The sequence below is a fragment of the Thioclava indica genome (assembly GCF_000714545.1).
Lineage (GTDB): Bacteria > Pseudomonadota > Alphaproteobacteria > Rhodobacterales > Rhodobacteraceae > Thioclava > Thioclava indica.
Map to the genome: position 1 here is coordinate 62767 of NZ_AUNB01000002.1, position 26003 is coordinate 88769.

Here is a 26003-nt window from a genome sequence, read left to right on the forward strand (position 1 = left end):
CGATGACATTGTTGCGCCTTATCCCGCTGTGTTTGCTAGCCCTCGCCGCGTGTTCGGACCCTGAAAAGGTCGCGCGCTATCCGATCGAGCCGCCTGCGGCCACCAAGACCCTTCCCAATCGGCTTGGCACTGCCGAGCTGCGCGAAGTGTCGTTGCCGCAATATGCCACGGCGCAAGAGATTCCCTATCAAACGCCCGATGGGGCGTTGCGGTCGAACCCGGATAATCTGTGGGCAGATGATCCTGCACGTTCGATCACGCTTGCACTGGCGCGCCAGATTTCGGCGGTGTCGGGGGCAACTGTGTTGTCTGACCCTTGGCCGCTTTCTGATCCGCCGCGTCGCCGCATTGAGGTGCGCATCGAACAGATCCTGCCGGGCGCAGATGGTGCTTTGCATGTCGCGGGGGTGTATTTCGTCTCACCAGCGGGTCTTGATGCTGGAAATGACGTCGTGCGTCGCTTTGACTTTACAGTGCCGATTGCAACGACCGAACCCGGCGCCGCGCCGACCCCCGCCGCCATTGTCGCGGCTCAGGGTGCAGCGGTGAGCGAATTGGCGCGGCGGATTGCTCAGCTTAACTAAGTCTCGCTCAGGAAGCGTCCGAATTCGCCTTTGGCAAAGACCAGCGGGGCGCCTTTGGAGGGCATGCTAAAACGTGTGACGCGACCGATGATGATGGTGTGATCGCCCCCGTCATGGCGGGCCTCTGTGATACATTCGAACCGCGCGAGCATATTCTCAAGCAACGGCACGCCTTCGGCATTGAGCGTGTATGGCAGCCCGTCAAACCCGTCGCCGCGCTTGGTGAAGCGTTGCACCAGAGCCTCTTGGTCGTCGCGCAACACATGAACGGCAAAAGCGGGCGTTTGCGTGAAATGCGCGTGGCGCATCGAGCTGCGCGCGGCAGACCACAAGACCAGCGCAGGCGACAGCGAAACCGAGGCAAAGCTGTTTACGGTCATGCCGACCGGTGTGGCCTCATCGGAGCATTCACAGGCTGTGACAACGGTCACGCCCGTCGCGAACTGCCCTAATGCCTTTCGCAACAGCCGCAGGTCGCTCGGGTCTGGCACATGGCCAAGCCCCAACGCTTCCGCTTGGGTCATCGCCGCCTCGATATCGTCGCTTTCACTCATTCTCTCTCCTTGCCTGTCCCCTGAAATAAGGGACGGGCTGGCAAGAGCAAGCCTTAGCGGTCCAATCTGAGAAAATGATCCAGAGAAAACACGCCTGGCCCCTTTTTGATCACAAGTATAAAGCAGATCGCCCAAAGCCCATGTGTTAACCACGCATCGGGAAAGACAAAGGTCTGAATGACGAGCGTCATCATCAGCAATGCCAGCGCCGAAGCTCGCGTAAACAGACCCAAAACAAGCAAGATCGGCATCAGGTGCTCGGCAAATGTCGCCGCGACCGCAGCGATGTGGGGCGGGATCACAGGCAAAGCATAAACGTGTTCAAACAGCGTGTAAGTTGCGTCCTTGATCGAGAGGCCATCCACCTTGGTGCGCCCGGATTTCCAGAAGATCACCGCTGGAAAAATCCGTGCAGCGAGCAGAACGACACTGTCAGGAATGCGTCCACCTACCTTTGGGATATGCGAATATAGGCGAAATAGTCTCTGATTTGAGCGTTGCGCCAAAGTTTGATCGGTCATTTCAGCCTCCCTCAGGTGATGTCTGAGATCAATTCGTTTTGGATTAACAGGACCAGCGCTTTGGTGAGATCAAGCTCTGGTCCTGCTTGCGTGCAGGCAGTCGCAAGTGTTTGCAGCGCCAAAAGCTGTCGAATGAAAACGCCGGTCTGCGGCGAGATCACTTGTGTGATGACATTCGCAAGGCCGCGCCGCGCGATCATCACGGTTTCGGGCCGCCAGCTTTCAGGAGAGGGCGGGGCCGGACCGTCCGGTTGTTGCGAGGCCCAGATGCTACCTGCCGGCGTTGCAAGCGTCAGGATTTGTACGGAGGAATGCAGGTGAAGCCGATGATGTTGCGCCAAGGTGTTTAGCTGTGTCGCGTCAACCGGCTTCGCATCAGCCGCATGATAGGCGCGGCTGCGTGCCCACTCGATGCGTGCGACGTCAGGAAGATAGGGTAGAGACGAAAGAGACCCTAACCCCGCCAAAAACTGCGGAAACTCGATGCCCCAATCGGTGAGTATCGGGCTACGCGGGGGGGACTGTTCGATGAATATTTTTGCCATGCCTGCAAAGCACTCTTCCCCGACAAGCCGTTCTGTCGCCGGAAACTGTCGCGATAGCGCTTGCGCCAATCCGTAGGCGACATTGTTGCGATAGACGTTGAAACGCTGGGCAATCTCTGAGGCATCATCCGCTTGCGCCCCTACCGGCAATTGATCGGCGTTCAGCGCGATCTGAAAGCTACGCGCAAATTCAAGATGCGAGGGCATGGCGCGTGTCCTCTAATATTCGGGCCGCACGATGCGCTTCGGCCATCAGGGTCACAAAATCGGGCACGTCATTGTCCCACTCAACCAAGCTGGGCAGCGGGCCAAATTTAGAGACTATTTCACCATAAAGCGTCCAAACGGGTTCACTCACGCGTTTGCCATGCGAGTCGATCAGCAGAGGGCCAGAGGGCAGTTCTTCGCTGTGATGCCCGGCCAAATGAATCTCGCCGACGGCCTGCATCGGGAACGCTGCAAGATAGGCGCGCGGATCTGTGCGATGGTTTACGCAAGATACAAATACGTTGTTCACATCCAAAAGCAGACCGCACCCGGTGCGCTGCGCGATCTCCGTCAGAAACGCGGTCTCGGGAATATCTGATTGCGTAAAGGTCAGATAGGTCGCGGGGTTTTCGAGCAGGATTTTGCGCCCGAGAACCTCTTGCAGGCGATCTATGTGATCACACACGATACGCAATGTTTCGGTTGTGTAAGGCAGGGGAAGAAGGTCGTGCATCCATGTGCCGCCATGGCTTGCCCAGGCAAGATGCTCGGAAAAGCTCTCAGGTTGATAGCGATCACAAAGGGTCTTGAGCCGCGCTAAATGGGCTTCATCCATCGGGTCAGGGCCGCCAATGGACAGCCCGACACCATGCACGGAGATGGCATAGTCCACGCGCAACCGTTCCAGCATTGCATGCGGCATTCCGCCGGCATTCATGTAATTCTCGGCATGCACTTCAAAGAAGCCGAGATCCGGTTTCGTCTCTATTACTGCGGGAAAGTGCTCTGGCTTAAAGCCGAGGCCGGTTTTCGCGGGTAACATTTGCGCCTCCATGATGGGGTGCCGGGGCAGGTCCAGGCCTGCCCCGATGCGTGATCACATTTCGATCGCTTCAAGCGAGCCCATGTGGTCGGGCGTCTTGATCTCGGTGCAGGTGCCAGCCGGAACGAGCTTCCAAGCGTTGCCTTGATAATCCTGCGTGGAGGTGCCCGCGCAGGTGGTGCCGGGACCAGCGGCGCAATCGTTTTGACCCGCCAGCGCCACGCCAAAACATTTCTCCATCTTCTTGGACATGTCCTCAGCATGTGCAGCGGTCGCGATACCCAAGGCACAGGTGACAGCGGCGGCGATCCCCATCGTGGTTTCCATCTTGCTCATTTTTAGTCTCCCTAATTGGTTGCGGGCACGTTACGGCCCTGTAAACCATTCGCATCCGCTCACCGAAGCGTTACGTTGACAGAAGAAAAAAATTTTGCGTAGGAGCGGTAACGAATGCGGGCCGCTCCGCGAAGGGACGGGATGATGCAAGATCGCCAAGCAGAATGGACGCGGTTGCTGCGCGCTGCCAATGGCGGGGATGCGGAGGCCTACAAGGCATTTCTTCATGCCGTGACGCCGGTTTTGCGCGGGGTTGTGCGCGCGCGCTCGGCAGGGTTGCCGCCCGATGATTGCGAGGATGTGGTGCAAGAGGTGTTATTGGCGATCCATCTCAAGCGGCATACATGGCGTCAAGATGAGCCCGCCGCGCCGTGGTGTTACGCGATTGCGCGCCACAAGGTGGTTGATGCGTTTCGAAAACGCGGGCGCCGGGTGCATGTGCCGGTTGACGACTTTGCCGAGATTTTGCCTGCCGCGCCGGTGGCCGACCCCACCGAGCGCAACGACATAGAGAGGGTGATCGATCATCTTGAGCCGCGCGCTGCGCAACTGGTGCGCGCTATTGGGCTTGAGGGGCAATCGATTGCTGAGACCGGCGACATGCTGGACATGAGCGAGGGAGCGGTGCGTGTCATGCTGCATCGAAGCCTCAAGAAGTTGGCTGCGCTAAGAGAAAGGCTGATCGAGATATGAAAACCGATGATCTGCTGAACATGCTGGGCACTGACCGCGTGGCCGAGAGGCCCTCGGGCACGGTGCTGTGGCGTTGGCTGGTGCCTGCGGCTCTGTTTTCCTTTGCGGCGATGGCGGTGGGGCTTGGCGTGCGATTCCCGCTGTCTCAGAGCCTGTTTCCGCCTGAAATTCTGCCCAAATTCGTGTTGCCGCTTCTGCTGGGAATATTGGCCGCGCCTCTTGCGATGCGTTTTGCGCGGCCTTTGGCGCGACCGCGGCTGGCTTGGCTGTGGGTGATCCCGTTGCTTGGGCTTGCGCTGCTGGCCTTTGCTTATATCACGACGCCGTCGCAGGCGCGTATGATGGCGTTCACGGGCAAGTCGATTATCCCCTGTTTAGTCTCTATTCCTGCACTTTCCGCACCGCTTTTGGCGGCGTTCCTGATGGCCTTGCGGCGTGGTGCGGTGATGGCACCAATGCGCGCGGGTCTGATCGCAGGCTTTGCCGCGGGCGGTTTGGGCACGGCGATCTATGCGCTGCATTGCACCGAGGACAGCCCGCTGTTCTACGTCATTTGGTATGGTGCCGGGATTTTGATCACGGCCGGGGCAGGTGCGCTGATTGGGCGTAAATTGCTGCGGTGGTAATCAGGTTAGCCCGGCCAGACGCTCAATTCGTTCAAAAAGGCCGCGTGCAGAGCCGGGTTGGCCACGACCAATCCGTTGGATTGCGGCACTGGCGCATTAAAGCGCAGCGCCTTGCCTTGCCGGTCGGTTGAAACCAGACCAGCGCGTTCGGCGATCAGGCTCGCAGCGGCGGTGTCCCACTCCCAAGCGGGGCGGAGCGATATCGTGGCATCAAACTTTCCCTCGGCCACAAGGCACATACGCCACGCCAAAGACGAGCGGAAATGGCGATGATACCCCGGTACGCCCCGTTTCCACTGGCTGGGATTGTCCGAAAGTTTCGAGGTCAGCACCTCGGCCCCGTCGATCTCGGCGCGGTTGCCGGTGGTAATCGGCGCGCCATTCAGCAAAGCGGGGCCGTTGATCGTCGCGCTATAGGTCATGCCAAGCGCGGGCAGGTGCACGACGCCCGCCACGATACGGCCAGCCTGTGCCACCGCAAGCGCATGGGCGAACCCGCCATCACCATGCAAAAACGCTCGCGTCCCGTCGATCGGATCTATGATGAAGGCCTGCTCTGCATCAACGCGCGCAGGGTCATCGACGCTTTCTTCCGACAGCCAGCCGTAATCGGGCCGCGCCGCGCGCAGGTTTTGCTCCAGCATCGTGTTCACAGCAAGATCGGCCTCAGAGACGGGGCCTGCCCCATCCTCTTTGTCCCAAGCCTTGGGGTCTCTTTGCCAATAGCGCAGCGCGATTTTTCCCGCCTCTTCGGCGGCGTCGCACAAAAGCTTCAGATCAGTCACCGGCAAGCGTCATCCCTTCGATCAAAAGGGATGGCACGATGTGACTTAGGTGCAGGCGCGCATCGTTGGCTGGGCGGATCGAGCGCAACATGTCGCGCAGGTTGCCCGCGATTGTGCATTCATTGACGGGATATTGAATCTCGCCATTTTCGACCCAGAAACCTGATGCACCGCGCGAATAGTCGCCGGTATTGGGGTTGATCGTGGCGCCGATGAACGAGGTCACGAGCAGTCCGGTGCCCATATCCGCCAGCAGCTCGGCGCGGCTTTGATTGCCTTGAGTTAGGGTCACATTTCCTGCACCCGGCGATGGCGGCGACGAGGTGCCACGCCCGGCATTGGCGGTCGATTTCAACCCCAACTTGCGCGCTGTCGCCAGATCAAGTGTCCAGCTGCGCAACACGCCATTGTCGACGATGGCGCGGCGCATTGTTGGCAGGCCTTCGGCGTCAAAGGGGCGCGATCCCGAAATGCGTTTGCGATGGGGCTCTTCGATGAGCGAGAGCGCGTCGGGCAGCACGGCTTGATCCATCGCATCGCGCAGCCAAGAGGCCCCGCGCGTGATCGCTTGACCGTTCACCGCTGCCAGCAGATGCCCGATCAGCGAGCCTGAGATGCGCTCATCCAGCAGCACGGGATAAGCGCCGGTTTTCGGGCGGCGCGGATTGGCGCGCGCCGCGGCGCGTTCGCCTGCGAGACGCCCGATTTCGGTGGCGCCGGGCAGGTCTGATTGAAAGATCCGGCTTTCGGCGGCCCAGTCGCGTTCCATCTCAAGGCCCTCGCCCGAGATCGCCACGGCAGAGGTCGAGCGGGAACTGCGGCTGTAACCACCGTTAAACCCGTTGCTCGCCGCGAGATGAATGCGGCGGAAACTATAGGCGGCAGAGGCCGATTGCACCTGATGGACGCCCGCGACCTTTAGCGCCGCGGCTTCGGCCATGCGGGCATCTTCCTGCAAAGCTGCGGCTGCGGGTTCTTCGGCGGGATCGGACAGCTCGAGGGCCGCGACATCCCAATCTTTCGCAAGATCGGCGGCATCCGCCAGCCCGATATAGGGATCTTGCGGAGCCTCACGCGCCATGGCGACCGCGCGTTCCGCCATCTGTTCCAGCGTGCGCGCGGAGGTATCAGAGGCAGAAACGCAGGCCTGCCGCCCGTCCATCAGCACGCGCAAACCGATCTCGACGCCTTCGGCGCGCTCGGCCTGTTCCAGATGACCCGCGCGCACGTCAATCGCGACGGATCGCCCATCAACGGCGATTGCGTCAGCTTCAACGGCACCCGCGCGTTTGGCAGCAGCCAGCAACGCTTCGGTCAGCTTTGGCAGGGATTGCTCGGTCATGCTCACCTCATGAATGACTTGGGGCCGCCCGGTCGTGCCGGACGGCCCCGGTTGTTCTGCTACGTCTCTTACTGGACGCGTTGACCATTGACGAGGATTTCCCCGCCATCTTTGAATTCAACCTGCGACTGCATTTCGTCATCGCCGGTCGGCTTGGCGTAAAGACCCAACATCATCCGGCCAAACATGATTTGATCTTGCGGAACCAATCCGGCGGCAACCAGATTATCCATCAACGCATTTGCGCCTTTGAGGGTGAAATCAAGCGTGCCAATAGGTTTCGGGGTCGGTCCGGCGTTGTCAAACTCGACTGCACCATTCCCGCGCAAATCCGCGCCCGCAACGGTTAGTTGCAGCGCATCCACATTGGCGCTGTCCACTTTCATCGGCGGTACCGACATATTTGCCGTTTCGGGGGAGAAAAGGTCAGACGTGACCGTAGCGTTACCTGAAAGATCAATCACCAAACTTGCCGGATCGCGCGGCAGCTTGCTTTGAGGATCAAACAGCGACCAGACATTGTCCGACAGCGTCAGCCTCTTGAGCGCGATTTTCGCTTTGTAGGGTTGCGTGTCACCTAACGCACTCACTGGAATTGTGAAATCAGCGTCCAATTCATCCATCGCAGCCGAGACCGGGAAGGGCAGTTTCTGCGACGTCATTTCCAGCGTCGCTTTGGTGCCGGTTCCGGCGTAATGCATCCCGTCTTTGGCCATTTTGACGTCGAACGAGCCAGATTGGGAGCTGCTTTTCATTTGCACGGGGCCATCTTTGGAATCTGCCGTGATCTCATAACTTCCAGCGCCGTAGCTTGCTTTGAAATCGAGATTCATGCCGGCGTTCAACGCTTGATCAAGTTTTTCCATTGCCACGCCATTGGGCAGGATGAAATTGCCGGAATACGCAACATCCGCGATTTGGCCGGTCATGTTGAACGTGCCGCTGGATTCCGGGTCAGCGCCGGATGCGGTGAACTTTACCAGCGCGCTTTTGATTTGCGAGGCAACGTCATGGCTGTCGCCTTGTTTCATCTCGTAGCGTCCGGTCGTGTCCTTGATCGAGGCCCAGACTTTGACCGGCACTGTTTCACCATCCGTGCCAATTTTTTGATCCATCTCGATGGTCATATTCGGCGAGGTGATATCGTAGATCATATCTTCGGGAGAGCCCGAAACGACGACCGATGTTCCCGTCTGGGTCATCACCATATCCATCTGCATCGGGTCTTCTTCCGGCAGATCAGCGGTGGCTTCGCCGGTCATTTTTTCAGCCATCGTGGCCTCGACCGTGCCATCGCCGCGATCACGCAGCATGATCTTGGGGATGGTCATGGTGAAACTAGAATCATCCATCTCGTTAACGAGTTTCACGTCAGACACATTCAGCGTGTCGCCCTGACGATCTGTGCTACCGGCAAGCACCTCATAGCCATAGGCCTCATAGCCCTTTTGCCATGCGTCCCAAACCTGTTCCGGCGTGACATCCGCGAATGCGGCTGTCGTCGAAAGCAGTGTGACGCAAACTGCGCCGATTCCAGCCGTGTTAACCCGTGCCATAACGCACCTTTCCTGATACCTGAATCTTGGCGCCATCCTCTTGTGACCTCGGGTGATGGTCAAGGGGGCGCGGCGCTGTTAAAGCGGAACAATCCGCTCATTAACGGAGATATGCATGATCCGGCTTAAGATTGACGAAGGTTTTTGGCTTGTCACGCTTGATCGGCCGGAAAAAGCGAACTCGTTAACGGGTGCGATGTTGAATGAAATCGCCGATATCGCCGAGCGGGCGCGGGCCGAAGACGCGCAGGTTTTCGCGATAACCGGGGTCGGCAAGGTGTTTTCAGCCGGGGCTGATCTGGATGAGGCGCGCGCCGGGCTTGCGACGGATCGCGTCTGGGAGCGCTTGTCTGGTGCGATTGCCGCGTTGCCCTGTCTGAGTATCGCGGCGCTGAATGGCACTTTGGCGGGCGGTGCGATGGGCATGGCGCTCGCCTGTGATTTGCGTATCGCGGTGCCGGGGGCGAAGGTGTTTTATCCGGTGATGAAACTGGGGTTTCTGCCTCAGCCATCTGACCCCAAACGTATGGCAAAGCTGATTGGCCCTGCGCGCACCAAGATGATTTTGATGGCGGGACAGAAAGTGCCCGTTGAAGAGGCGCAGGCTTGGGGATTGATCGACCGCATCGTTGCACCAGATCAGCTGCTTGAAAGCGTGCGCGATTTGGCGGGCGATGCGCTAGGGGCAAAGGCGACCCATGTCGCGGCGATCAAGGCGCTGATCGCCTGAAAAAGCCCGGAGAGCTTCTCCGGGCTTTGAGTTTGGCACGAGGCTGCGTTTACGCGAAAACGCTCTCTTTGCCGAAATGCTTAACAAGCATGTAATAGACCACGGCACGATATTTGCTGCGCTCCGAGCGGCCATAGGTTTCGATCACGGAATCGATCGCTTCCATCAGCGCGGGGCCATCGGCCAGCCCAAGCTTTTTCACGAGGAAGTTATCCTTGACGGTTTCAAGCTCGGATTTGTCCGAACCGGCAACGGTCGACGCATCGGCGTTATAGATCGAGGGGCCGCAGCCAATCGTCACTTTCGTCAGCAAGTCCATATCCGGGGTCATACCGCATTTGCTTTTCAGATCGTCCGCATATTTGGCGATCAAATCGTCTCTTTTACCCATTTGTCCCACCTGTTTTCGAATTTCGGCCCTGAAGAGGGGCCTGTGAATGCGCGAAGCCTAAGCCGAGTTAAGGAAATTAAAAAGACAAAATCTACGGGGAAAACAGCTGTGGGATTCCCCCGTTGGATGTTGCGGAATTTGCAAAGGCTTTGCCCTTTCGCCTGTTTTCCCTCGACGCCGAATGAAGAAGGGCCGCCCCCGAAGGCGCGACCCTGTCATTTGATTGGCAGCGATTCAGTAGCGGTAATGTTCCGGCTTATAGGGGCCTTCGACAGTGACGCCGATATAGGCGGCTTGATCGGGCTTCAATTGCGTCAGTTTCACGCCGATCCGGTCCAGATGCAGGCGCGCAACCTTTTCGTCCAGCGCCTTGGGCAGGATGTAAACGCCGGGCTGGTAATCCTCGCCCTTGGTCCACAGCTCGATCTGCGCGAGCACCTGGTTGGTGAAGCTGGCCGACATCACGAAGGAGGGGTGGCCCGTGGCATTGCCGAGGTTCAGCAAGCGTCCTTCAGACAACAGAATGATGCGATTGCCCGAGGGCATCTCGATCATATCCACCTGTTCCTTGATTTTGGTCCATTTGTGGTTCTTCAGGTTGGCGACCTGAATTTCATTGTCGAAATGGCCGATATTGCCGACGATCGCCATGTTTTTCATCTCGCGCATGTGCTCAATGCGGATGATGTCTTTGTTGCCGGTAGTGGTGATGAAGATGTCGGCGCTATCGACCACATCTTCGAGCAGCACGACCTCGAACCCGTCCATCGCCGCTTGCAGCGCACAGATCGGATCGACCTCGGTAACTTTTACGCGCGCGCCTGCACCGAATAGCGATGCTGCGCAGCCTTTGCCGACGTCGCCATAGCCGCAGACCACGGCGACCTTGCCTGCCATCATCACGTCGGTTGCGCGGCGGATGCCGTCGACGAGAGATTCCTTGCAGCCGTATTTATTGTCGAATTTCGACTTGGTCACCGAGTCATTCACGTTGATCGCCGGGAAGGGCAGTTGTCCCTTTTTGTGCAGATCATACAGGCGGTGAACGCCAGTCGTCGTTTCCTCAGACACACCCTGAATGGCGGCTTTGGTTTTGGTGAACCAGCCGGGAGTTTCGGCCATGCGCTTTTTGATCTGCGCGAAAATGACCTCTTCCTCTTCCGAGGTCGGCATTTCAATCAGGTCTTTTTCACCCGCTTCGACACGCGCGCCCAGCAAGACATAGAGCGTCGCGTCGCCGCCATCGTCGAGGATCATATTCGCGCCTTCGGGGAACATGAACGAGCGATCCAGATAATCCCAATGCTCGGCCAGTGACTGGCCTTTAATTGCGAAGACGGGCGTTCCGCCAGCCGCGATGGCCGCCGCTGCGTGGTCTTGCGTCGAATAGATGTTGCAGCTTGCCCAACGCACATCGGCGCCCAGCGCGATGAGCGTTTCGATCAAGACTGCTGTCTGGATCGTCATGTGCAACGACCCTACGATCCGCGCGCCTTTGAGAGGCTTGGAGGTGCCGAACTCTTTGCGGCACGCCATCAGCCCCGGCATTTCGGTTTCGGCGATTTCAAGTTCCTTGCGGCCATACTCGGCCAGCGCAATATCTTTGACGATGTAGTCGGCCATTCTCGGCTCCTGAAAGTTCATTTGCGCCGTATGTAACACCGCTGCCTTAACCCGGCAATAACGGCAGCAATGACCTTAGGTCGCTGGCAAAATGCCTTCTTTGTGCAGTAGAGCAATGGGGTTTTCGCCGCTTTTCCAGTCCATGCCCGAGGACACGACGCAGGAGACGCCATCTGCGCGCGTATAAAGTGCAGTCCAGGTGCCCATCACATTCGAGCCAAGCAGCTCAACCTTGCGGTTTGACCCAAGGGATTTTTCAAAACGCGGGCTTTCGGCGAAATCATCCTGCAGAACCTTGAGCATCTCCCCTCGGTGATCGCAAAACGGCACATCCGGCGATTGCGCAGCACCAATCGTTGTGATTTTGTCAAAGGCGGACAGGTCGCCATAAGGTATCGCGGCGCTGTTAGAATCCATTGGGCGACCGCTGCCGACATAACCGTTGAGCATTGTCTGACGGGGTGTTTCCATCTGCGGATCAGCGCTATTGCTGACGCTCGCCAACGCGATGGTTGCGGGGATGCTAAGCGCGAGGACGCCTGCGAAGATAACTTTTGAACGCGAGAAGCTCATCGAGCCCTCCTTTCATTGTTTGTTGACCGTTGAACGCGCGATTTTGCGAAATGTTCCGCGCAGTGCTTGCGTTTACATGCCAACGGGTCTTGGCTAGGGGTTTGAACACCTTTGGTTAAATACGCAGAGAACGGATTTTTGGATGAAACGCGCGTGGCAAAGAATGCTTTCGGGGCGTCGGCTTGATCTGCTGGATCCGACGCCGGTCGATATCGAGGTTGAGGATATCGCTCACGGGCTTGCCTTTGTGGCGCGCTGGAACGGGCAGACCTTTGGCGATTGGCCCTATTCGGTTGCTGAACATTCGCTGTTGGTCGAGCAAATTTTCACCCGCCAGAACGCGAAAACCGAACCGCGCTGGCAATTGGCGGCGTTGTTGCATGATGCGCCGGAATATGTGCTGGGGGATATGATCAGCCCGGTGAAAGCAGCCGTTGGTGAAGGGTATGGAGAATTGGACGCGCGGTTGGTGGCGGCGGTTCATATACGGTTCGGTCTGCCAGCCGCTTTGCCGGTTAAAATAAAGCGCGCGATCAAAAAGGCCGATATCATTTCTGCCCGCCTCGAGGCCGAACAGATTGCGGGGTTTTCTAAAACCGAAGCGGATCGCATCTTTGGAAAAATTGATGCCGATGTCGCGGCGGAATATGAGATTCGCCTACGCCCGCCCTCGCAGGTGCGCAAAGATTATACGCAGCGCCACGCGGACTTGCTGGCGCAGATGGCGATCTGAAAAAGGCCCGCGCATGGCGGGCCCTTTTAGCGGAATTCATGCTATCTTAGATCGCGAGATCATCCAGCGACTTGCCATCGTCAAGCGCGGCCTGCACCCAAAGCGGCTTGCGCCCGCGACCGGTCCAGGTCTGGCTTTTATCAGCGGGGTTGGCATATTTCGGAGCAACGGTGCGACGCGGCTTAACACCACCTGCGCTTGTCAGTTCAGCTAGTGAAAAGCCCATATCACGGGCGGTCTTTTCCAGCTGGTCGATCGCTTCTTTCTTTTTGCGATCCTGAAACGATTCGATTGCTTTCTCTACACGCTTGCGGAGCGATTTAAGCTCGTCCAGCGGCATATTTTCTAGATCCATGTGAATACCTCAATTACTGATCAATGAGGTGTTCATATCATATTCAATAAAGTTTCAAGTAGGCTTTTCGTTAGCGCGGGCTACGTTTGGCGAGAATTCGCTGCAAAGTGCGACGATGCATATTCAATCGACGTGCCGTTTCCGAAACATTGCGATCGCATAATTCGTAAACACGCTGGATATGTTCCCAACGCACACGGTCCGCGCTCATCGGGTTTTCGGGCGGCGGCGGCAGGTCTTCGCCACGCGCCAAAAGCGCATTTGTGATATCCGTCGCATCCGCGGGTTTCGCGAGATAATCCGTGGCGCCCATTTTCACCGCGGCAACGGCCGTAGCGATTGCTCCATATCCGGTCAAAACAACAATCCGGGCATCAGCGCGTTTTTCGCGCAGCAATTCGACGACATCTAAACCGCTGCCATCTTCAAGTCGCAAATCAATCACTGCATAGGCAGGCGCGCTTGATTGCACGATGGCACGTCCTGCAGCGACGGTTTCCGCAGCTTGCGGCTCAAACCCGCGTTTCTCCATCGCCCGCGCGAGGCGCGTGAGAAACGGCACGTCGTCATCTACAAGAAGAAGCGAACGATCCTGCCCAAGTTCGGCGTTGTTTCCGTCTACCATGCTATCCCCCGGCGTGTTGCGCTTGTTAGGTTCTAAAAGGTTGCGCCGCTGCGGTCAATTTCCGCTTTTGGCGCCCTTCCACGCATCGACAAAGCAACCGATGCGGTCCGCCATTTCTTTAGGCGGCGTGTCGCGATTGAAGTATTCCACGAAACCGATATCGGGAAACACCAGATAGCTTTGAGTGGAGTGGTCGATCAGAGTGTAGGGGTCGCCCGGATCTTGCACGTGATAGTAGGTGCGATATTCCTTGGAGACCTGCTTGATCTGTTCCGGCGTTCCCGTCAGTCCGATCATTTTCGGATCCATGATATCGGTGAATTCCTTGAGCAGCTCTGGCGTGTCGCGCGCGCTATCGACCGAGATAAAGATCGGCGTTACCGAGTAGCCTCTTTTCTCAAGCAGCTCTGTCGCCTCGGCATTGCGCGCATTGTCCAGCGGGCAAACGTCGGGGCAATAGGTGTAGCCGAAATACAAAAGGCTCGGTTCGGTGATCACATCCTTATCGGTCACCTGTTTGCCGTTCTCGTCCGTTAAGGTAAACGGCCCGCCAATCTGGCCAGCACCTCCCGCGACAACGCTGGATCGGCATTGCGCGAAGATATCGCTGCTTTCATTGCGCGAGATGGAAAACCAAGCGGCGCCAAGGCCAATCGCGACGATGGCAGCGGCGGCTAGTGCGGCGGTGGATGTTTTCATTGTGAAGGCTCCTTCATCACACTCCATTGATCGCGCGAGAGCGGGCGACTATCAATGCTCTAGCGCAGGTTTTTATTCACTGTGCCCTTTCGACGCGGAGAAAACATGCCCCAGCGCCATGAGGCCCAACTTGGCCCCCCCGAGACCCATCAGGATTGGGTGCGACTGCGCACGCTGATTTTTCTGCGCTGGGCGGCGATTGTGGGGCAGCTTGGCGCTATCACGATCACCTACTACATATACGATATCGCGCTTGATTTGCCACTATGCTTGGCGACGGTTGGGGCCGCTATCGCCGCAAATATCGTCGCGATCTACCTTTTCCCCGACACCAAGCGTCTGACGCAAACCGAAGCGGCCGCCACTTTGATGTTCGATATGGCGCAACTGGCGCTGCTGCTGTCGATCACCGGCGGGCTGAATAACCCCTTCGCGTTGTTGATCCTTGTTCCGGTGACAATTGCGGCGACGGCGCTCAGCCGTTCGGCCACGATCATTTTGGGGCTGGCGACGATGGTGATGATCTCGATTGTCGCGCTGGTCCATCTGCCGCTTGAAACACATTCAGGTGAAGTCCTGACAGTGCCTGCGGTTTTCGAATTTGGCTATTGGCTGGCGATCGTGATCGGAGTCGCTTTTCTGGGGGCTTATGCGCATACGATCTCGAATGAGAACCGGTCTATGGGCGATGCGTTGCGCGCTACGCAACTGGCGCTGGCGCGCGAGCAGAAGCTGACAGATCTGGGCGGTGTTGTGGCCGCCGCCGCGCATGAGCTGGGCACGCCCTTGGCCACGATTAAGCTGGTGTCGTCGGAACTCGCCGATGAGTTAGAGAACAGCCCCGAATTGCGCGACGACGCGCTGCTGATCCGTGAGCAAGCGGATCGCTGCCGCGATATTTTGCACTCGATGGGGCGGGCGGGCAAAGACGATTTGCATCTGCGCACCGCGCCCCTGCTGGCGGTATTGCGCGAGGCAGCAGAACCCCATTTTGAACGCGGCATCGACATTCTCTTCGATACGCGGCCCCTGCCCGGCGGTAGTGAGCGCCAGCCCACGATCTATCGCTATCCTGAACTGATCCATGCGCTTCGCAACTTCGTGCAAAACGCCGTGGATTTCGCGCGCACCACGGTCTGGGTCGAGGCGGAATGGGATGATGAGACGATCCGCGTGCGTGTCAGCGATGACGGGCGCGGCTATCCGAGCAACGTGCTGAACCGCATTGGCGACCCGTTCTTGCAACCGCGCTCCAACGCGTCAGAGCGCAAGGAATATGAGGGCATGGGCTTGGGTGTTTTCATTGCAAAGACCTTGCTAGAGCGCACGGGCGCGCAGTTGGCGTTTTTCAACGGCGATGCGCCTTATGGCGCGCGGTCGGATAAGCCGCTGCGCTGTGGGGCCGTGGTCGAAGTGCGCTGGCCCGCTGCCCAGATTTTGGCGCCTGAAACGGGGGCTCTGGGGCTGAACCAGCCGATCTTGGCCTAAACGCCTCGCATTTGCCCTATTCGCTTAACGCGCCATTAACCTATTTCCTCTCATTCTCGCCTTGGGACAGGTAAGAGAGGCCAGGTGATGGCGAATATTTGGTTTGAGGCGGGAGTCATTGCATTCACCTCGATTGGATCGGGTGTGCTTGCGCTTTTCATTCTTTGGAGGGTTCTCGGACGCAGTGCTGCGCCGCAATTAACGGCTGTTGCGCATCCGGCGTTAGAAGAAACCGTTTTCCTGTTTGACGATGAGGTGTTGGTCGATGCCAGCGGCCCTGCGCGCGCCTTGCTTGAGGCAACGCCAATGGGGGCCAGCGACTGGGCGCGCCTGTCTGCGTTCGTCGCTCCGCGCTTTCGCGATTTTAGCGCGCAGATGGCGTCATTATCCGAGCATGGTCGGCTTGAGATGACCGCGAAAGAGACTGACGCAGGACTGCGGCCGCTCCAACTGCTTGCCGAGAATGTGAACGGGCTGGCGCGGATCACGCTCAGCGATCCCAATGCCGAGGGAATTGGCAAGCTGGTCGATAGCCTGTCGCAATGCGCCCTTGAAGATGAGCTGGAGATGATGCGCCAGACGCTGGATCGCTCCCCCGCATTGGTCTGGCGCGAGGATGAAGGCGGTGTCGTTGGTTGGGCGAACCGTGCCTATATTCTGAAGTCCGGCGCGTTGGAGGCAACGGAAGACGGGTTTGTCTGGCCGCTTCCCTCGTTGTTTCAGATCGACGCGGATACGATGAGCAAAGGCTCCCGCAGGCTATCGCTAGACGCCCGTGATGGCAGCAAATCTTGGTATGATTGTTACTCATTTGCCCTGCATGCAAGCGTACTGCATTTTGCGCTGCCCGCCGACGCGACCGTGCGCGCAGAAAAGGCGTTGCGCGATTTTGTGCAGACGTTGACGAAGACATTTGCGGATCTGCCCATCGGGCTTACGATTTTTGACCGTCAGCGGCAGCTACAATTGTTTAATCCCGCGCTGATTGATTTGCTGCAACTGAGCCCGCAGTTTCTGTCGGGTCGGCCCACGCTATATGCGTTTCTCGATCGGCTGCGCGAGGCGCGGATGATGCCCGAGCCGAAAGACTATCGCAGCTGGCGCCAGCAGATGACGGAACTGGAAGCCGCCGCCGCCGCCGGGTTTCACTCTGAAACCTGGAGCCTGCCGGGCGGGCAGACCTATCGCGTGACCGGGCGTCCGCATCCTGATGGCGCAGTGGCGTTTCTATTCGAGGATATCTCGGCGGAAATTGCAGCGACGCGGCGGTTCCGCGCTGAGCTGGAAGTGAGTCATGAAGTGCTTGATCAGTTGGACGATGCTGTCGCGGTGTTCCAATCCACTGGCGAGTTGGTGCTGTCAAACACGGCTTACGGCGCGATGTGGTCTCTCGATCCCGAGGCGGTTTTGGGTCAGATGCCCCTGATGGATGCGATCGGGCATTGGCAAAAGGGCTGCAAGCCGACCGCCTTTTGGGCGAAGCTGCGCGAGCGCGCCAATCGGATCGGAACGCGCGATAGTTTAAGCGAAACGATTTCGTTGCGTAACGGTGAGGTTCTGACATGCACCCTAAGCACGCTAAGCGGCGGGGCCTTGATGGTGCGTTTCCTCAGCAATAGCGCAGCCGTCGTAAAACAGCCCGCTCCGGCGCGGCGTGAAAGCAATTTGATTGCGCACGGTTAACCCCTTGCAGCGCGCGGGCAGCAGCGTAAAACTCGCGCTATGCATTCGCGAGCGCCCTGTCTGACCCTGCCCGATCCTGATGCGACCAGCCGGTTTGGCGCGGTTGTCGCCGACGTGCTGCAATCTGGTGATGTCCTGCTGCTAGAGGGTCAGATCGGCGCGGGAAAGACGCATTTCGCCCGCGCGCTGATCCAGCACCGTCTGGCGGCGCAGGGGTTACATGAAGATGTACCTTCGCCGACCTTTACACTGGTTCAGACCTATGAGGCCGATTGTGAGATTTGGCACGCAGACCTTTACAGATTAAGCCATCCAGATGAACTGTACGAGTTGGGGCTTGAGGCCGCCTTTGAAAGTGCGATCTGTTTGATCGAATGGCCGGACCGTTTAGGCTCTAATACACCGGAAAACGCCCTTAAACTGTCGTTTGAGTTGACACATGACGGGCACGCCCGCCGCGTCTGTCTGAGTGGAAACACCGATTTGGCGGCACGGATTATGGAGCATTGGAATGGTTGATCCTCGTGCCCTGACCCGATTTCTGGCGCAGGCCGGATGGGCCGATGCGACGCGCGTGAAACTGGCGGGTGATGCCTCTGCGCGCAGCTATGATCGGTTGTCGCAAAATGGGCGAACGGCTGTCTTGATGAAGGCGCCACCGGGCGAAGAGATGGCGCGGTTCCTGCGCATCGGGGACTATCTTGCGCAAGCCGGGTTTTCGACGCCCAAAGTGCTTGCGCGCGCCGAGGCTGACGGGTTTTTGCTGCTTGAAGATTTTGGCGATACCTTGGCGGCGCGCGCCTTAACGGACGCGCCAGACCGCGAAGATGAAATCTATGCGCAAATCACCGACTTTTTGTTAACTTTACAGGATGTACCACCGCCCGATTTCCTGCCGCTCCTTGATGGGCCAGCGCTCGCGGAATTGCTGGCGCTGACGCCAGAATGGTATCCCTGTCGCTCGCTTGAAACTGCCGCTGCGCTCACTGAGAAAATCGCGTCTCTTTACACCGAGCTTGCGCAAGAGCCGAGCGGGATTTGCCTACGCGACTTTCATGCCGAGAACATCATTTTGCTTGATCGCCCCGGGGTGCGCGCCCTCGGAATTCTCGATTTTCAAGACGCGGTGCGGTGCCATCCGGCCTATGATTTAGTCTCTGTTTTGCAGGACGCGCGCCGCGATGTCTCGCAAGCCTGTGCGCAACGTGAAATTGCCCGTTTTGCGGCACGAAGCGGGATTGAGGGTGATCGTTTTGCCGCGATTTATGCGTTGCTGGGCGCTCAGCGGGCGCTTCGCATTCTCGGCATATTTGCGCGACTGTGCCTGCGCGACGGGAAAGCGGGTTATTTACAGCTGATGCCGCGGGTCTGGCGCAATATTGAACGCAATTTGCGCCATCCCGCGTTGAGCGCCATCGCGCAGGATCTTTACGCTGCCTACCCTGCACCTACTGCCGCACGTATCGCTGAACTGGAGGCCGCATGCGCGACACGCCGCAATCCGTAATACTCTTCGCCGCCGGGTTCGGCACACGCATGGGGGCCTTAACCAAAACCCGCCCCAAGCCCTTGGTCGAAGTCGCCGGAAAGCCGCTGATTGATCATGCATTGGATCTGATCAAAGAGGCCGGGGTCGAGCGTGTCGTTGCGAATGTCCATTATCTCGCCGATCAGGTTGAGGATTATCTCGCCGGGCAGAACGTGATGATCTCGGACGAACGGGCGCAGATTTTGGAAACCGGAGGAGGGCTGCGCAAGGCTCTTGGTCTTCTCGGCGAGGGGCCAGTGATGACGTTGAACACCGATGCCGTCTGGCGTGGGGAAAATGTGATCACAAAGTTGCGTGCGCATTGGGACGGCACAAAAATGGATGCGCTGCTGGCTTTGGTGCGCCCGGAAAATGCGCTGGGTCATTCCGGAAAAGGGGACTTTTCGATGGATGCGAAAGGCTGTCTGATGCGCGGGGAAGGCTACGTTTACACCGGTGCACAAGTCCTGAATCCATCTGGAATAGGGTCTATTTCGCAAGATGTTTTCTCGCTCAATTTGCTATGGGATGAGATGATCGCACGGGGCCGCGTTTACGGGGTGCTCTATGATGGCGGTTGGTGTGATGTCGGGCAGCCTAGCTCAATTGCTTTGGCTGAATCCCTGCTGCGTGGAGATAGCTGATGAGCGTTTTCGCGCTTCCGCCGGGCGTGGATTTCCCGAAAGAACTGGTCACGGGCCTGTTAGAGCGCATGGCATCGCAGCCGCCTGAATCGATGGCGCGGGTGCAGCTTTATCTGAACTCGGGTCGAATGCTGCGTCGGGTTCGCGAGGAGTTTCAACGCAGTGGTGCGCGCTATCTGCCGCGTCTGCGTCTGGTAAGTGATCTTGGGCAAGATCCGCTCGCCGGGATGCCGCTGGCCGTGTCGCCATTGCAGCGCAAACTTGAACTGGCGCAGCTGGTCGAACAATTAACCCGCGCCATTCCCGCATTCGAGGCGGGTTCAAGCCATTTTGCGCTGGCAGAGAGCCTTTCTGCGTTGATGGCCGAGATGCAAAGCGAAGGCGTGCATCCCGACGCGCTTGAGGCGATCGAAATTTCGGAAAGCCATGCCGAGCACTGGCGTCGCAGCCTTGATTTCATTCGTATCGTCGCGCGCTATTTCGAAGACGATGCGGCGCTTGATGCCGACGCGCGTCAACGCCAAGTCGTCGAGGCGATCGCGCAGCAATGGCAAACGCACCCGCCTTGCGACCCGATTATCGTCGCTGGATCGACCGGGTCACGGGGGGCAACGGCGACGTTCATGCGCGCGGTTGCTAGGCTGGATCAGGGCATGATCGTGTTACCCGGATTTGACCGTGAGATGACAGATGCGGCATGGAATAGTCTCTATTCTGGCGTTTTTCCTATCGAAGACCATCCTCAGTTCCGCTTCCGTGCCTTGCTGGACAAGATGGATTTGGCGGTCGGCGATGTTGAGGATTGGCGGGCCGCAACCCCGCATGACGAGGCGCGCAACCGCCTGATCTCGCTCGCCTTGCGCCCCGCGCCTGTCACCGATCAATGGCGGGTCGAGGGGCGGAACTTGGGCGATCTGCGCGACGCTTGCCAAGGGTTGACCTTAATTGAGGCGCGTGATCCTCGCCAAGAGGCCTTGGCTTTGGCGCTTATCTTACGCGAGGCCGCCGAGACGGGCACATCCGCCGCGCTGATTACGCCGGATCGCTTGCTTGCACGCCGGGTGACCTCTGTGCTTGATCGTTGGGGGATTATTCCCGATGACAGCGCAGGCCAACCGCTGCAACAAACGGCTCCCGGGCGGTTGTTGCGCCATGTGGCAACCTTTCTGGGTCAGCCGATGACGATTGCGGATCTTCTGGTGCTGCTCAAGCACCCGCTTTGCGCGACGGGGGCCGGTCCGACCGCGCGCGGTGAACATTTGCGCCTGACGCGCGATCTCGAGTTGGAGCTTCGCCGCAACGGCCCGGCCTTTCCAACACCGGATGCGTTGCGCGCTTGGGCGTCGAAAAAGCCAGAGGATCGTGAGGTTTGGGTCGGTTGGCTATCTCGTGTTTTAACCACATTCGAAACCCCGGAAAAAACATCACTTTCCGCCAGTGTAGACACGCATTTGACATTGATCAGTTTGATTGCCGCTGGCCCGGATGGAAGCGTCAATACCAGCGAGCTATGGCGCGAAGAGGGGGGCCGCGAGGCGTTGCGTTTGATGGAAGAGCTGCAGCGCGAGGCGTCGCATGGCGGAGACATTACACCCTCCGCCTATGCCGATCTGATTAACCGACATTTGCAAAGCGGTATCGCGCGTAGCGGCGTTTCTGCCCATCCGTTGATTGCGATCTGGGGCACGCTTGAGGCGCGCGCGCAGGGTGCCGAGTTGGTGATTTGCGGCGGGTTGAACGAGGGGAGTTGGCCCGAGGCACCCGCGCCAGATCCTTGGCTGTCGCGGCAAATGCGACTGGAAGCGGGTCTATTGCTGCCCGAACGTCAGATCGGCTTATCGGCGCATGATTTCCAACAAGCCGTTGCGTCCAAGACTGTCGTGCTAAGCCGCGCGCGGCGCGATGCCGAGGCCGAGACGATCCCGTCGCGTTGGCTCAATCGTGTGCTAAATCTCGTTCAAGGTTTGCCGGATCAGCATGGACAAGAGGCGATCGACGCGATGCGTGATCGGGGGACGCAGTGGTTGCGATTGGTCGATGCCTTGGAAGCGCCGCGGCTGGAGCTGCGCTCTGCCACGCGCCCTTCGCCGCGACCACCCGTGGATCAGCGTCCGAAAAATCTCTCTGTTACGGCGGTTCAGACCCTAATTCGCGATCCTTACGCAATTTATGCGAAACGTGTTCTGAAGCTCTTTCCGCTTGATCCGCTACGGCCATCCCCCGATCCGCTTTTGCGTGGACAAATTCTGCATGAGATTGTCGAGCGGTTCACGCGCGAGCGGCCTGTGAATGAAGAGGCAAGTGATGCACGCAAGCGTTTGATCGCGATTACGGATGACGTCCTGGAAACCGAAGTGCCTTGGCCGAGCACGCGGCGAATTTGGCGTGCGCGGATTTCTCGGATTGCGCAGAAATTCTGTGAGGATGAGGTGGAAAGGTTGCAAGTCGGCACCCCTGCTATCATCGAAGAAAAGGTCACTATTCCACTGGAAAACGTCGATTTCACCATCACGGCGAAACCGGACAGAATTGATCTTCTGAGTGACGGGACAGTGCGGATCTATGACTATAAGTCGGGCGCTTTGCCCAGTGAAGCCGAGGTGATCGCATTCAATAAACAGATGTTGCTTGAGGCTGCGATGGTTGAGCGCGGCGCATTTGAGACACTTGGTCCGCGTGCTGTCAGCGATATGACCTATGTTCGCCTTGGCGGCGGTGGTGAAACACGTGACATCAAAGGCAAATCGAAGGATCGGACCGAGACGCCGGAGGAGGCATGGGCGCGACTGACCGAACTGGTTGCACGCTATCAGCGACCGTCTCAGGGGTTTACGGCGCGGCGGGCGATGCAAAAGACGCGCGACAGCAGCGATTATGATCTGCTCTCGCGGTTTGGTGAGTGGGACGCGACGGATGAGCCTGAACCGGAGGATTTGGAATGAGCCGGGATGAAGCCAGCGAGCGGCAGATCCAAGCCTCGATGCCGCGAGATTCGGTTTGGTTGGGCGCGAATGCGGGTTCGGGCAAGACAAAAGTTCTGACGGATCGAGTCGCGCGGATGCTGCTCAACGGCACCGAACCGCAACGGATTTTGTGTCTAACCTACACCAAAGCCGCCGCCGCAGAGATGCAAAACCGTCTCTTAAAGCTGCTTGGCGGCTGGGCGATGATGGAAGAATCCAAGCTGCGCAATTATCTTGCAGCGCTGGGCGAAGAGGGTGTGATCACAGACGGGCGCTTGGCCGAAGCGCGCCGGCTGTTTGCGAAGGCGATCGAGACCCCCGGCGGGCTGAAAATCCAGACGATCCATGCGTTTTGTGCCTCTTTGTTGCGGCGTTTCCCGCTTGAGGCCGAGGTGCCTCATGGATTTAGCGAGATGGATGACCGCGCGGGTGATCTGATGCGCGAAGATCTGTTGGAGGAGATCGCGCTGGGCCCTGACCGGTCGGTGTTGGATGCGCTGTTGCTTGCCTATTCGGGTGAAGATCTAGAATCGATATGTCGTGAAATTGGCCAAAATAGAGCCTATTTTATACCAGATCGCAGCCGTGCCGAGATTTTCTCCAGCTATGGTTTGCCAGATGATGTGACGGCGCAAACTATAGCCGCGCGCGCCTTTGAGCCGGGTGATCTGGACTTGATCCAAGGCGCAGCGCCGCTTTGCTTGGCCAGTGGCACCAACGACCAAAAGGTCGGCGCTGTGTTTGCACAGATCGACACGCTGGACCTCACGGCGCTAGGTAAGCTTGCCGATGTGATGAACCTGAAAAGCGGTGCCAAGGTGCCTTACGGGCCCAAGGGCGACAAGTTGCTGACCAGAGCTTTACAGGAGAAGCTTGGCGACGCCGTATTTGAGGCGCTCAAGGATTTGGCGGAGCGGGTGGCTGACACGCGAGAAGAGCGTCTTGCTTTTGTGGCCGCTGAGCGTAGCCATGTGCTGCATCGTTTTGCGCAAATCTATTTGCCGCAGATCGCGCGCTATAAGGCACAGCGCGGCTGGCTTGATTTCGACGATCTGATCGAACGCGCCGCTGCGCTGCTATCGAACCCTTCGGTGGCGCAATGGGTGCTGTTCAAACTCGACGGTGGGATTGATCACATTCTGGTCGATGAGGCCCAAGATACCAGCCCCGGCCAGTGGCGCGTGATCGAACGGATTGCCGATGAGTTTACCTCTGGGCAGGGCGCGCGCGAGGCAGATCGCACGTTGTTTGTTGTGGGCGATCGCAAGCAGTCGATCTATTCCTTTCAAGGTGCCGATCTAGAGCATTTTGAGGCGATGCAGAGCCACTTTCAGGCGAAATTCGAGGGTATCGGATCGCCTTTGCGAGCGCTTGAGCTGGAGCACTCCTTCCGGTCCTCTGCCGCTGTGCTGCGCGTTGTGGATCAGAGCTTTGCGCAAGGCGCGGTGCAGGGCTTAGGCGGCCCGCCACATCATATCGCTTTCCAGACCGATTTGCCGGGGCGGGTCGATTTGTGGCCGGTGGTCGCGCAAGATGTCGCGAATGAGGACAGTGACTGGCAAGATCCGGTTGATCTGGTGCGTGAGACCTCGGACACGGTGGTGCTTGCGCGCGCGATCGCGGCTGAAATTCGCGCGATGATTGATCAAGGCGTTCAAATCCCGGATCGCGAGGCGGATACCGGGGCGCGTCGGGTGCATGAGGGCGATTTTCTGATCCTCGTGCGCCGTCGCTCTGATCTATTCGCCGAGACCATTCGCGCCTGCAAGGCCGCCAACCTGCAAGTTGCAGGGGCTGACAGGCTGAAATTGGGTGCGGAATTGGCCGTGCGTGATATTCGCGCACTTTTGGCATTTCTTGCGACGCCCGAGGACGATTTGTCCTTAGCAGAAGCCCTGCGCTCGCCTCTTTTGTGTTGGAGCGAGGCAGAGGTTTACGCTTTGGCGCATGCGCGTGAGGGGTATTTGTGGCAGGCATTGCGTAAATCTGAGGCGCGTCCTGACACGTTGAAAATCCTTTATGATATGCGCGATCACGCAGATTTCCTGCGCCCGTTTGAATTGGTTGAACGGCTTTTGACCCGTCATGGCGGGCGTGAGCGGCTGTTGGCGCGTTTGGGGGCAGAGGCCGAAGACGGGATTGACGAATTGATCTCGCAAGCCCTCGCCTTTGAGCGCAGCGAAGTGCCTAGCCTGACCGGGTTTCTAGGCTGGCTTGAGGCCGATGAGGTCGAGGTAAAGCGCCAACTTGAAGGGGCAGGGCGTGCTATTCGGGTGATGACGGTGCATGGATCGAAGGGTCTTGAATCGCCAATAGTGATCTTGCCCGACACGGCAGAGCGCAAACCCAAAAATGACGCGCAAGTCGTCAAGCTGGCGGGGGATGTTGCGGGCTGGAGTGTCACCAAAGACCTCGCGCCCGATGCGCAACGTCAGGCTCAAGAAGAGACTGCGGCGCGACGTGAGGCGGAATCGCTGCGTTTGTTATATGTGGCGATGACGCGGGCCGAAAAGTGGTTGATCGTTGCGGCTGCGGGCAAGACGGGCGAGGGCGAGGATAGCTGGTATTCGCGGATCGCGGAAGGGATGGAAAAGGCCGGAACAGAGACTTTTTCAGGCTATAGCGCGCCGCTTAACGATCTTGGCCAGATCCAACGTCATAGTCACGCTAAGTGGCCTGAAGCCTTAGCGGATACGCCGGCCGAGACTCAGACATCGGCGATGGCGGTCTTGCCAAAATGGGCGCATGAAGCCGCTCCAAAGATTCATGAAGCTGAAATGGCGCTTTCTCCGTCCAATTTAGGCGGCGCAAAGGTGTTGCCGGGCGAAGGGGCAATACTGGACGAGGACGCGGCAAAGCAACGCGGACGCCAGTTACACTTGCTGCTGGAACACCTGCCGCAGCGCGACAAAGCGGAGTGGCCAGAGGTTGCGCGTTCATTGCTGGGATATGGCGAAGATGCGCTGCTTTGGGCCGAAATAGAGCCTGTTTTGGCGGAAGCGAGCCGTGTTCTGGACGCCCCGCACATGGCGGAGTGGTTGGGTGAAGGTGCGCTTGCCGAAGTCGAGATCAGCGCCGAGCTGCCTGAATTGGGCAATCGCCGCATTCACGGCTTCATCGACCGCCTCGTGATCGGGGACGATGAAATCCGCGTGTTGGATTACAAATCCAACGCCGTGGTGCCCGATCACCCCGATCAGGTGCCCGAGGGATTGGTGCGCCAGATGGCGGCCTATCGCGGGGCCTTGCGGCTGATCCATCCCGACAAGCTAGTGCGCTGCGCAATTTTGTGGACGGCCTCGGGCGAGGTGATGCCGCTCGGTGACGCACAGCTTGATGCGTCATTGCGCACACCCCCAGTATCTTGACGCAGGGCGGGTCAAATCCTACGTTCAC

At 58.4% G+C, this 26003-nt stretch carries 26 protein-coding genes; 12 read left to right on the forward strand and 14 right to left on the reverse strand.

The annotated features are described in order from the left end of the window. Positions 1–2 precede the first annotated feature (2 nt). Positions 3–584, forward strand: a complete 582-nt coding sequence (locus DT23_RS02540) for a PqiC family protein (protein ID WP_038127922.1) — start codon at positions 3–5, stop codon at positions 582–584. Here the strand turns inward: DT23_RS02540 and DT23_RS02545 are convergent. From DT23_RS02545 to DT23_RS02565, 5 genes are all read right to left on the reverse strand, one after another. Further along, entirely contained in the window at positions 581–1108 is a 528-nt protein-coding gene (locus tag DT23_RS02545) for a flavin reductase family protein (RefSeq protein ID WP_038128017.1), read from the reverse strand. The two genes, DT23_RS02540 and DT23_RS02545, sit on opposite strands and share 4 nt — an antisense overlap. A gap of 83 nt (positions 1109–1191) precedes the next feature. Next, positions 1192–1659: a DoxX family protein gene (locus DT23_RS02550; protein WP_038127923.1), complete on the reverse strand. Its 468-nt coding sequence runs from the start codon at positions 1657–1659 to the stop codon at positions 1192–1194. An 11-nt stretch (positions 1660–1670) separates the two neighbouring features. Continuing rightward, entirely contained in the window at positions 1671–2411 is a 741-nt protein-coding gene (locus DT23_RS02555; protein WP_038127924.1) for an HvfC/BufC N-terminal domain-containing protein, read from the reverse strand. Further along, positions 2395–3234, reverse strand: coding sequence for an MNIO family bufferin maturase (gene bufB, locus DT23_RS02560; protein WP_240473527.1), 840 nt, complete (start codon positions 3232–3234; stop codon positions 2395–2397). Before bufB ends, DT23_RS02555 begins: the two co-directional genes overlap by 17 nt. A gap of 54 nt (positions 3235–3288) precedes the next feature. Continuing rightward, positions 3289–3570: a BufA1 family periplasmic bufferin-type metallophore gene (locus DT23_RS02565; protein WP_038127927.1), complete on the reverse strand. Its 282-nt coding sequence runs from the start codon at positions 3568–3570 to the stop codon at positions 3289–3291. Between the two features lie 144 nt (positions 3571–3714). Between DT23_RS02565 and DT23_RS02570 the strand changes: the two genes are divergently transcribed. Continuing rightward, positions 3715–4263, forward strand: coding sequence for a sigma-70 family RNA polymerase sigma factor (locus tag DT23_RS02570; protein WP_038128019.1), 549 nt, complete (start codon positions 3715–3717; stop codon positions 4261–4263). Further along, positions 4260–4889 carry an NrsF family protein gene (locus DT23_RS02575; RefSeq protein ID WP_038127929.1) on the forward strand — a complete coding sequence of 210 codons (630 nt, stop codon included), beginning with the start codon at positions 4260–4262 and terminating at the stop codon, positions 4887–4889. The genes DT23_RS02570 and DT23_RS02575 overlap by 4 nt, the downstream gene beginning before the upstream one ends. A gap of 5 nt (positions 4890–4894) precedes the next feature. Here DT23_RS02575 and DT23_RS02580 read toward each other — a convergent pair whose 3' ends face one another. From DT23_RS02580 to DT23_RS02590, 3 genes are all read right to left on the reverse strand, one after another. Beyond that, a complete protein-coding gene (locus DT23_RS02580; RefSeq protein WP_038127931.1) occupies positions 4895–5680 on the reverse strand; it encodes a 3'(2'),5'-bisphosphate nucleotidase CysQ in 786 nt (261 codons plus the stop codon). After that, positions 5667–7016, reverse strand: coding sequence for a TldD/PmbA family protein (locus DT23_RS02585; protein ID WP_038127934.1), 1350 nt, complete (start codon positions 7014–7016; stop codon positions 5667–5669). The genes DT23_RS02580 and DT23_RS02585 overlap by 14 nt, the downstream gene beginning before the upstream one ends. Before the next feature lie 68 nt (positions 7017–7084). Continuing rightward, positions 7085–8572, reverse strand: a complete 1488-nt coding sequence (locus DT23_RS02590) for a DUF2125 domain-containing protein (RefSeq protein ID WP_038127935.1) — start codon at positions 8570–8572, stop codon at positions 7085–7087. A 115-nt stretch (positions 8573–8687) separates the two neighbouring features. Here DT23_RS02590 and DT23_RS02595 point away from each other — a divergent pair, with 115 nt between their 5' ends. Next, positions 8688–9302, forward strand: a complete 615-nt coding sequence (locus tag DT23_RS02595; protein ID WP_038127938.1) for an enoyl-CoA hydratase/isomerase family protein — start codon at positions 8688–8690, stop codon at positions 9300–9302. A 49-nt stretch (positions 9303–9351) separates the two neighbouring features. On the opposite strand, the gene DT23_RS02600 is transcribed toward DT23_RS02595, so the two are convergent. From DT23_RS02600 to DT23_RS18355, 3 genes are all read right to left on the reverse strand, one after another. Beyond that, positions 9352–9693 carry a DUF2853 family protein gene (locus tag DT23_RS02600; RefSeq protein ID WP_038127939.1) on the reverse strand — a complete coding sequence of 114 codons (342 nt, stop codon included), beginning with the start codon at positions 9691–9693 and terminating at the stop codon, positions 9352–9354. A gap of 234 nt (positions 9694–9927) precedes the next feature. Then, positions 9928–11316, reverse strand: a complete 1389-nt coding sequence (gene ahcY, locus DT23_RS02605; RefSeq protein WP_038127942.1) for an adenosylhomocysteinase — start codon at positions 11314–11316, stop codon at positions 9928–9930. A gap of 75 nt (positions 11317–11391) precedes the next feature. Then, complete coding sequence (locus DT23_RS18355; protein ID WP_051696996.1) at positions 11392–11889, reverse strand: hypothetical protein; 498 nt, start codon at positions 11887–11889, stop codon at positions 11392–11394. 142 nt (positions 11890–12031) lie between these two features. Here DT23_RS18355 and DT23_RS02615 point away from each other — a divergent pair, with 142 nt between their 5' ends. After that, entirely contained in the window at positions 12032–12622 is a 591-nt protein-coding gene (locus DT23_RS02615; protein ID WP_038127944.1) for an HD domain-containing protein, read from the forward strand. Positions 12623–12668: 46 nt separating this feature from the next. Here DT23_RS02615 and DT23_RS02620 read toward each other — a convergent pair whose 3' ends face one another. The 3 genes from DT23_RS02620 to DT23_RS02630 form a co-directional block, all read right to left on the reverse strand. Beyond that, a complete protein-coding gene (locus DT23_RS02620) occupies positions 12669–12977 on the reverse strand; it encodes an H-NS histone family protein (protein WP_156023825.1) in 309 nt (102 codons plus the stop codon). Between the two features lie 70 nt (positions 12978–13047). Beyond that, on the reverse strand, positions 13048–13602 hold the full coding sequence (locus DT23_RS02625; protein WP_038127948.1) for an ActR/PrrA/RegA family redox response regulator transcription factor: 555 nt from the start codon (positions 13600–13602) through the stop codon (positions 13048–13050). 54 nt (positions 13603–13656) lie between these two features. After that, positions 13657–14301 carry an SCO family protein gene (locus tag DT23_RS02630; protein ID WP_038127950.1) on the reverse strand — a complete coding sequence of 215 codons (645 nt, stop codon included), beginning with the start codon at positions 14299–14301 and terminating at the stop codon, positions 13657–13659. 105 nt (positions 14302–14406) lie between these two features. On the opposite strand from DT23_RS02630, the gene regB reads away from it, so the two are divergent. The 7 genes from regB (at position 14407) to addA (ending at position 25975) form a co-directional block, all read left to right on the forward strand. Further along, a complete protein-coding gene (gene regB, locus DT23_RS02635; protein WP_038127951.1) occupies positions 14407–15789 on the forward strand; it encodes a sensor histidine kinase RegB in 1383 nt (460 codons plus the stop codon). A gap of 87 nt (positions 15790–15876) precedes the next feature. Continuing rightward, the gene (locus DT23_RS02640; RefSeq protein ID WP_051696997.1) at positions 15877–17472 is read left to right on the forward strand and encodes a PAS-domain containing protein; all 1596 of its coding nucleotides are present in this window, start codon (positions 15877–15879) and stop codon (positions 17470–17472) included. A gap of 39 nt (positions 17473–17511) precedes the next feature. Beyond that, complete coding sequence (tsaE, locus tag DT23_RS02645) at positions 17512–17991, forward strand: tRNA (adenosine(37)-N6)-threonylcarbamoyltransferase complex ATPase subunit type 1 TsaE (RefSeq protein WP_051696998.1); 480 nt, start codon at positions 17512–17514, stop codon at positions 17989–17991. Beyond that, positions 17984–18979, forward strand: coding sequence for an aminoglycoside phosphotransferase family protein (locus DT23_RS02650; protein ID WP_038127953.1), 996 nt, complete (start codon positions 17984–17986; stop codon positions 18977–18979). The genes tsaE and DT23_RS02650 overlap by 8 nt, the downstream gene beginning before the upstream one ends. After that, a complete protein-coding gene (locus DT23_RS02655; RefSeq protein WP_038127955.1) occupies positions 18955–19644 on the forward strand; it encodes a nucleotidyltransferase family protein in 690 nt (229 codons plus the stop codon). The genes DT23_RS02650 and DT23_RS02655 overlap by 25 nt, the downstream gene beginning before the upstream one ends. Continuing rightward, positions 19644–22586 (forward strand): double-strand break repair protein AddB, encoded by a 2943-nt coding sequence (gene addB / locus DT23_RS02660; protein WP_038127957.1) that lies wholly within the window; start codon positions 19644–19646, stop codon positions 22584–22586. Before DT23_RS02655 ends, addB begins: the two co-directional genes overlap by 1 nt. Beyond that, on the forward strand, positions 22583–25975 hold the full coding sequence (addA, locus tag DT23_RS02665) for a double-strand break repair helicase AddA (protein WP_038127959.1): 3393 nt from the start codon (positions 22583–22585) through the stop codon (positions 25973–25975). The genes addB and addA overlap by 4 nt, the downstream gene beginning before the upstream one ends. Positions 25976–26003: the final 28 nt, after the last annotated feature.

What these genes read in the sequence shown, in the direction of transcription:
- DT23_RS02540 (WP_038127922.1), top strand. Translation starts at nt 3, where the DNA reads ATGACATTGTTGCGCCTTATCCCGCTGTGTTTGCTAGCCCTCGCCGCG.
- DT23_RS02585 (WP_038127934.1), bottom strand. Translation starts at nt 7,016, where the DNA reads ATGACCGAGCAATCCCTGCCAAAGCTGACCGAAGCGTTGCTGGCTGCT.
- DT23_RS02630 (WP_038127950.1), bottom strand. Translation starts at nt 14,301, where the DNA reads ATGAAAACATCCACCGCCGCACTAGCCGCCGCTGCCATCGTCGCGATT.
- DT23_RS02615 (WP_038127944.1), top strand. Translation starts at nt 12,032, where the DNA reads ATGAAACGCGCGTGGCAAAGAATGCTTTCGGGGCGTCGGCTTGATCTG.
- DT23_RS02545 (WP_038128017.1), bottom strand. Translation starts at nt 1,108, where the DNA reads ATGACCCAAGCGGAAGCGTTGGGGCTTGGCCATGTGCCAGACCCGAGC.
- DT23_RS02550 (WP_038127923.1), bottom strand. Translation starts at nt 1,659, where the DNA reads ATGACCGATCAAACTTTGGCGCAACGCTCAAATCAGAGACTATTTCGC.
- tsaE (WP_051696998.1), top strand. Translation starts at nt 17,512, where the DNA reads ATGCATTCGCGAGCGCCCTGTCTGACCCTGCCCGATCCTGATGCGACC.
- DT23_RS02565 (WP_038127927.1), bottom strand. Translation starts at nt 3,570, where the DNA reads ATGAGCAAGATGGAAACCACGATGGGGATCGCCGCCGCTGTCACCTGT.
- DT23_RS18355 (WP_051696996.1), bottom strand. Translation starts at nt 11,889, where the DNA reads ATGAGCTTCTCGCGTTCAAAAGTTATCTTCGCAGGCGTCCTCGCGCTT.
- DT23_RS02655 (WP_038127955.1), top strand. Translation starts at nt 18,955, where the DNA reads ATGCGCGACACGCCGCAATCCGTAATACTCTTCGCCGCCGGGTTCGGC.
- DT23_RS02555 (WP_038127924.1), bottom strand. Translation starts at nt 2,411, where the DNA reads ATGCCCTCGCATCTTGAATTTGCGCGTAGCTTTCAGATCGCGCTGAAC.
- DT23_RS02600 (WP_038127939.1), bottom strand. Translation starts at nt 9,693, where the DNA reads ATGGGTAAAAGAGACGATTTGATCGCCAAATATGCGGACGATCTGAAA.
- addA (WP_038127959.1), top strand. Translation starts at nt 22,583, where the DNA reads ATGAGCCGGGATGAAGCCAGCGAGCGGCAGATCCAAGCCTCGATGCCG.
- DT23_RS02625 (WP_038127948.1), bottom strand. Translation starts at nt 13,602, where the DNA reads ATGGTAGACGGAAACAACGCCGAACTTGGGCAGGATCGTTCGCTTCTT.
- ahcY (WP_038127942.1), bottom strand. Translation starts at nt 11,316, where the DNA reads ATGGCCGACTACATCGTCAAAGATATTGCGCTGGCCGAGTATGGCCGC.
- DT23_RS02620 (WP_156023825.1), bottom strand. Translation starts at nt 12,977, where the DNA reads ATGGATCTAGAAAATATGCCGCTGGACGAGCTTAAATCGCTCCGCAAG.
- bufB (WP_240473527.1), bottom strand. Translation starts at nt 3,234, where the DNA reads ATGTTACCCGCGAAAACCGGCCTCGGCTTTAAGCCAGAGCACTTTCCC.
- regB (WP_038127951.1), top strand. Translation starts at nt 14,407, where the DNA reads ATGCCCCAGCGCCATGAGGCCCAACTTGGCCCCCCCGAGACCCATCAG.
- DT23_RS02590 (WP_038127935.1), bottom strand. Translation starts at nt 8,572, where the DNA reads ATGGCACGGGTTAACACGGCTGGAATCGGCGCAGTTTGCGTCACACTG.
- DT23_RS02650 (WP_038127953.1), top strand. Translation starts at nt 17,984, where the DNA reads ATGGTTGATCCTCGTGCCCTGACCCGATTTCTGGCGCAGGCCGGATGG.
- DT23_RS02640 (WP_051696997.1), top strand. Translation starts at nt 15,877, where the DNA reads ATGGCGAATATTTGGTTTGAGGCGGGAGTCATTGCATTCACCTCGATT.
- DT23_RS02570 (WP_038128019.1), top strand. Translation starts at nt 3,715, where the DNA reads ATGCAAGATCGCCAAGCAGAATGGACGCGGTTGCTGCGCGCTGCCAAT.
- DT23_RS02595 (WP_038127938.1), top strand. Translation starts at nt 8,688, where the DNA reads ATGATCCGGCTTAAGATTGACGAAGGTTTTTGGCTTGTCACGCTTGAT.
- addB (WP_038127957.1), top strand. Translation starts at nt 19,644, where the DNA reads ATGAGCGTTTTCGCGCTTCCGCCGGGCGTGGATTTCCCGAAAGAACTG.
- DT23_RS02575 (WP_038127929.1), top strand. Translation starts at nt 4,260, where the DNA reads ATGAAAACCGATGATCTGCTGAACATGCTGGGCACTGACCGCGTGGCC.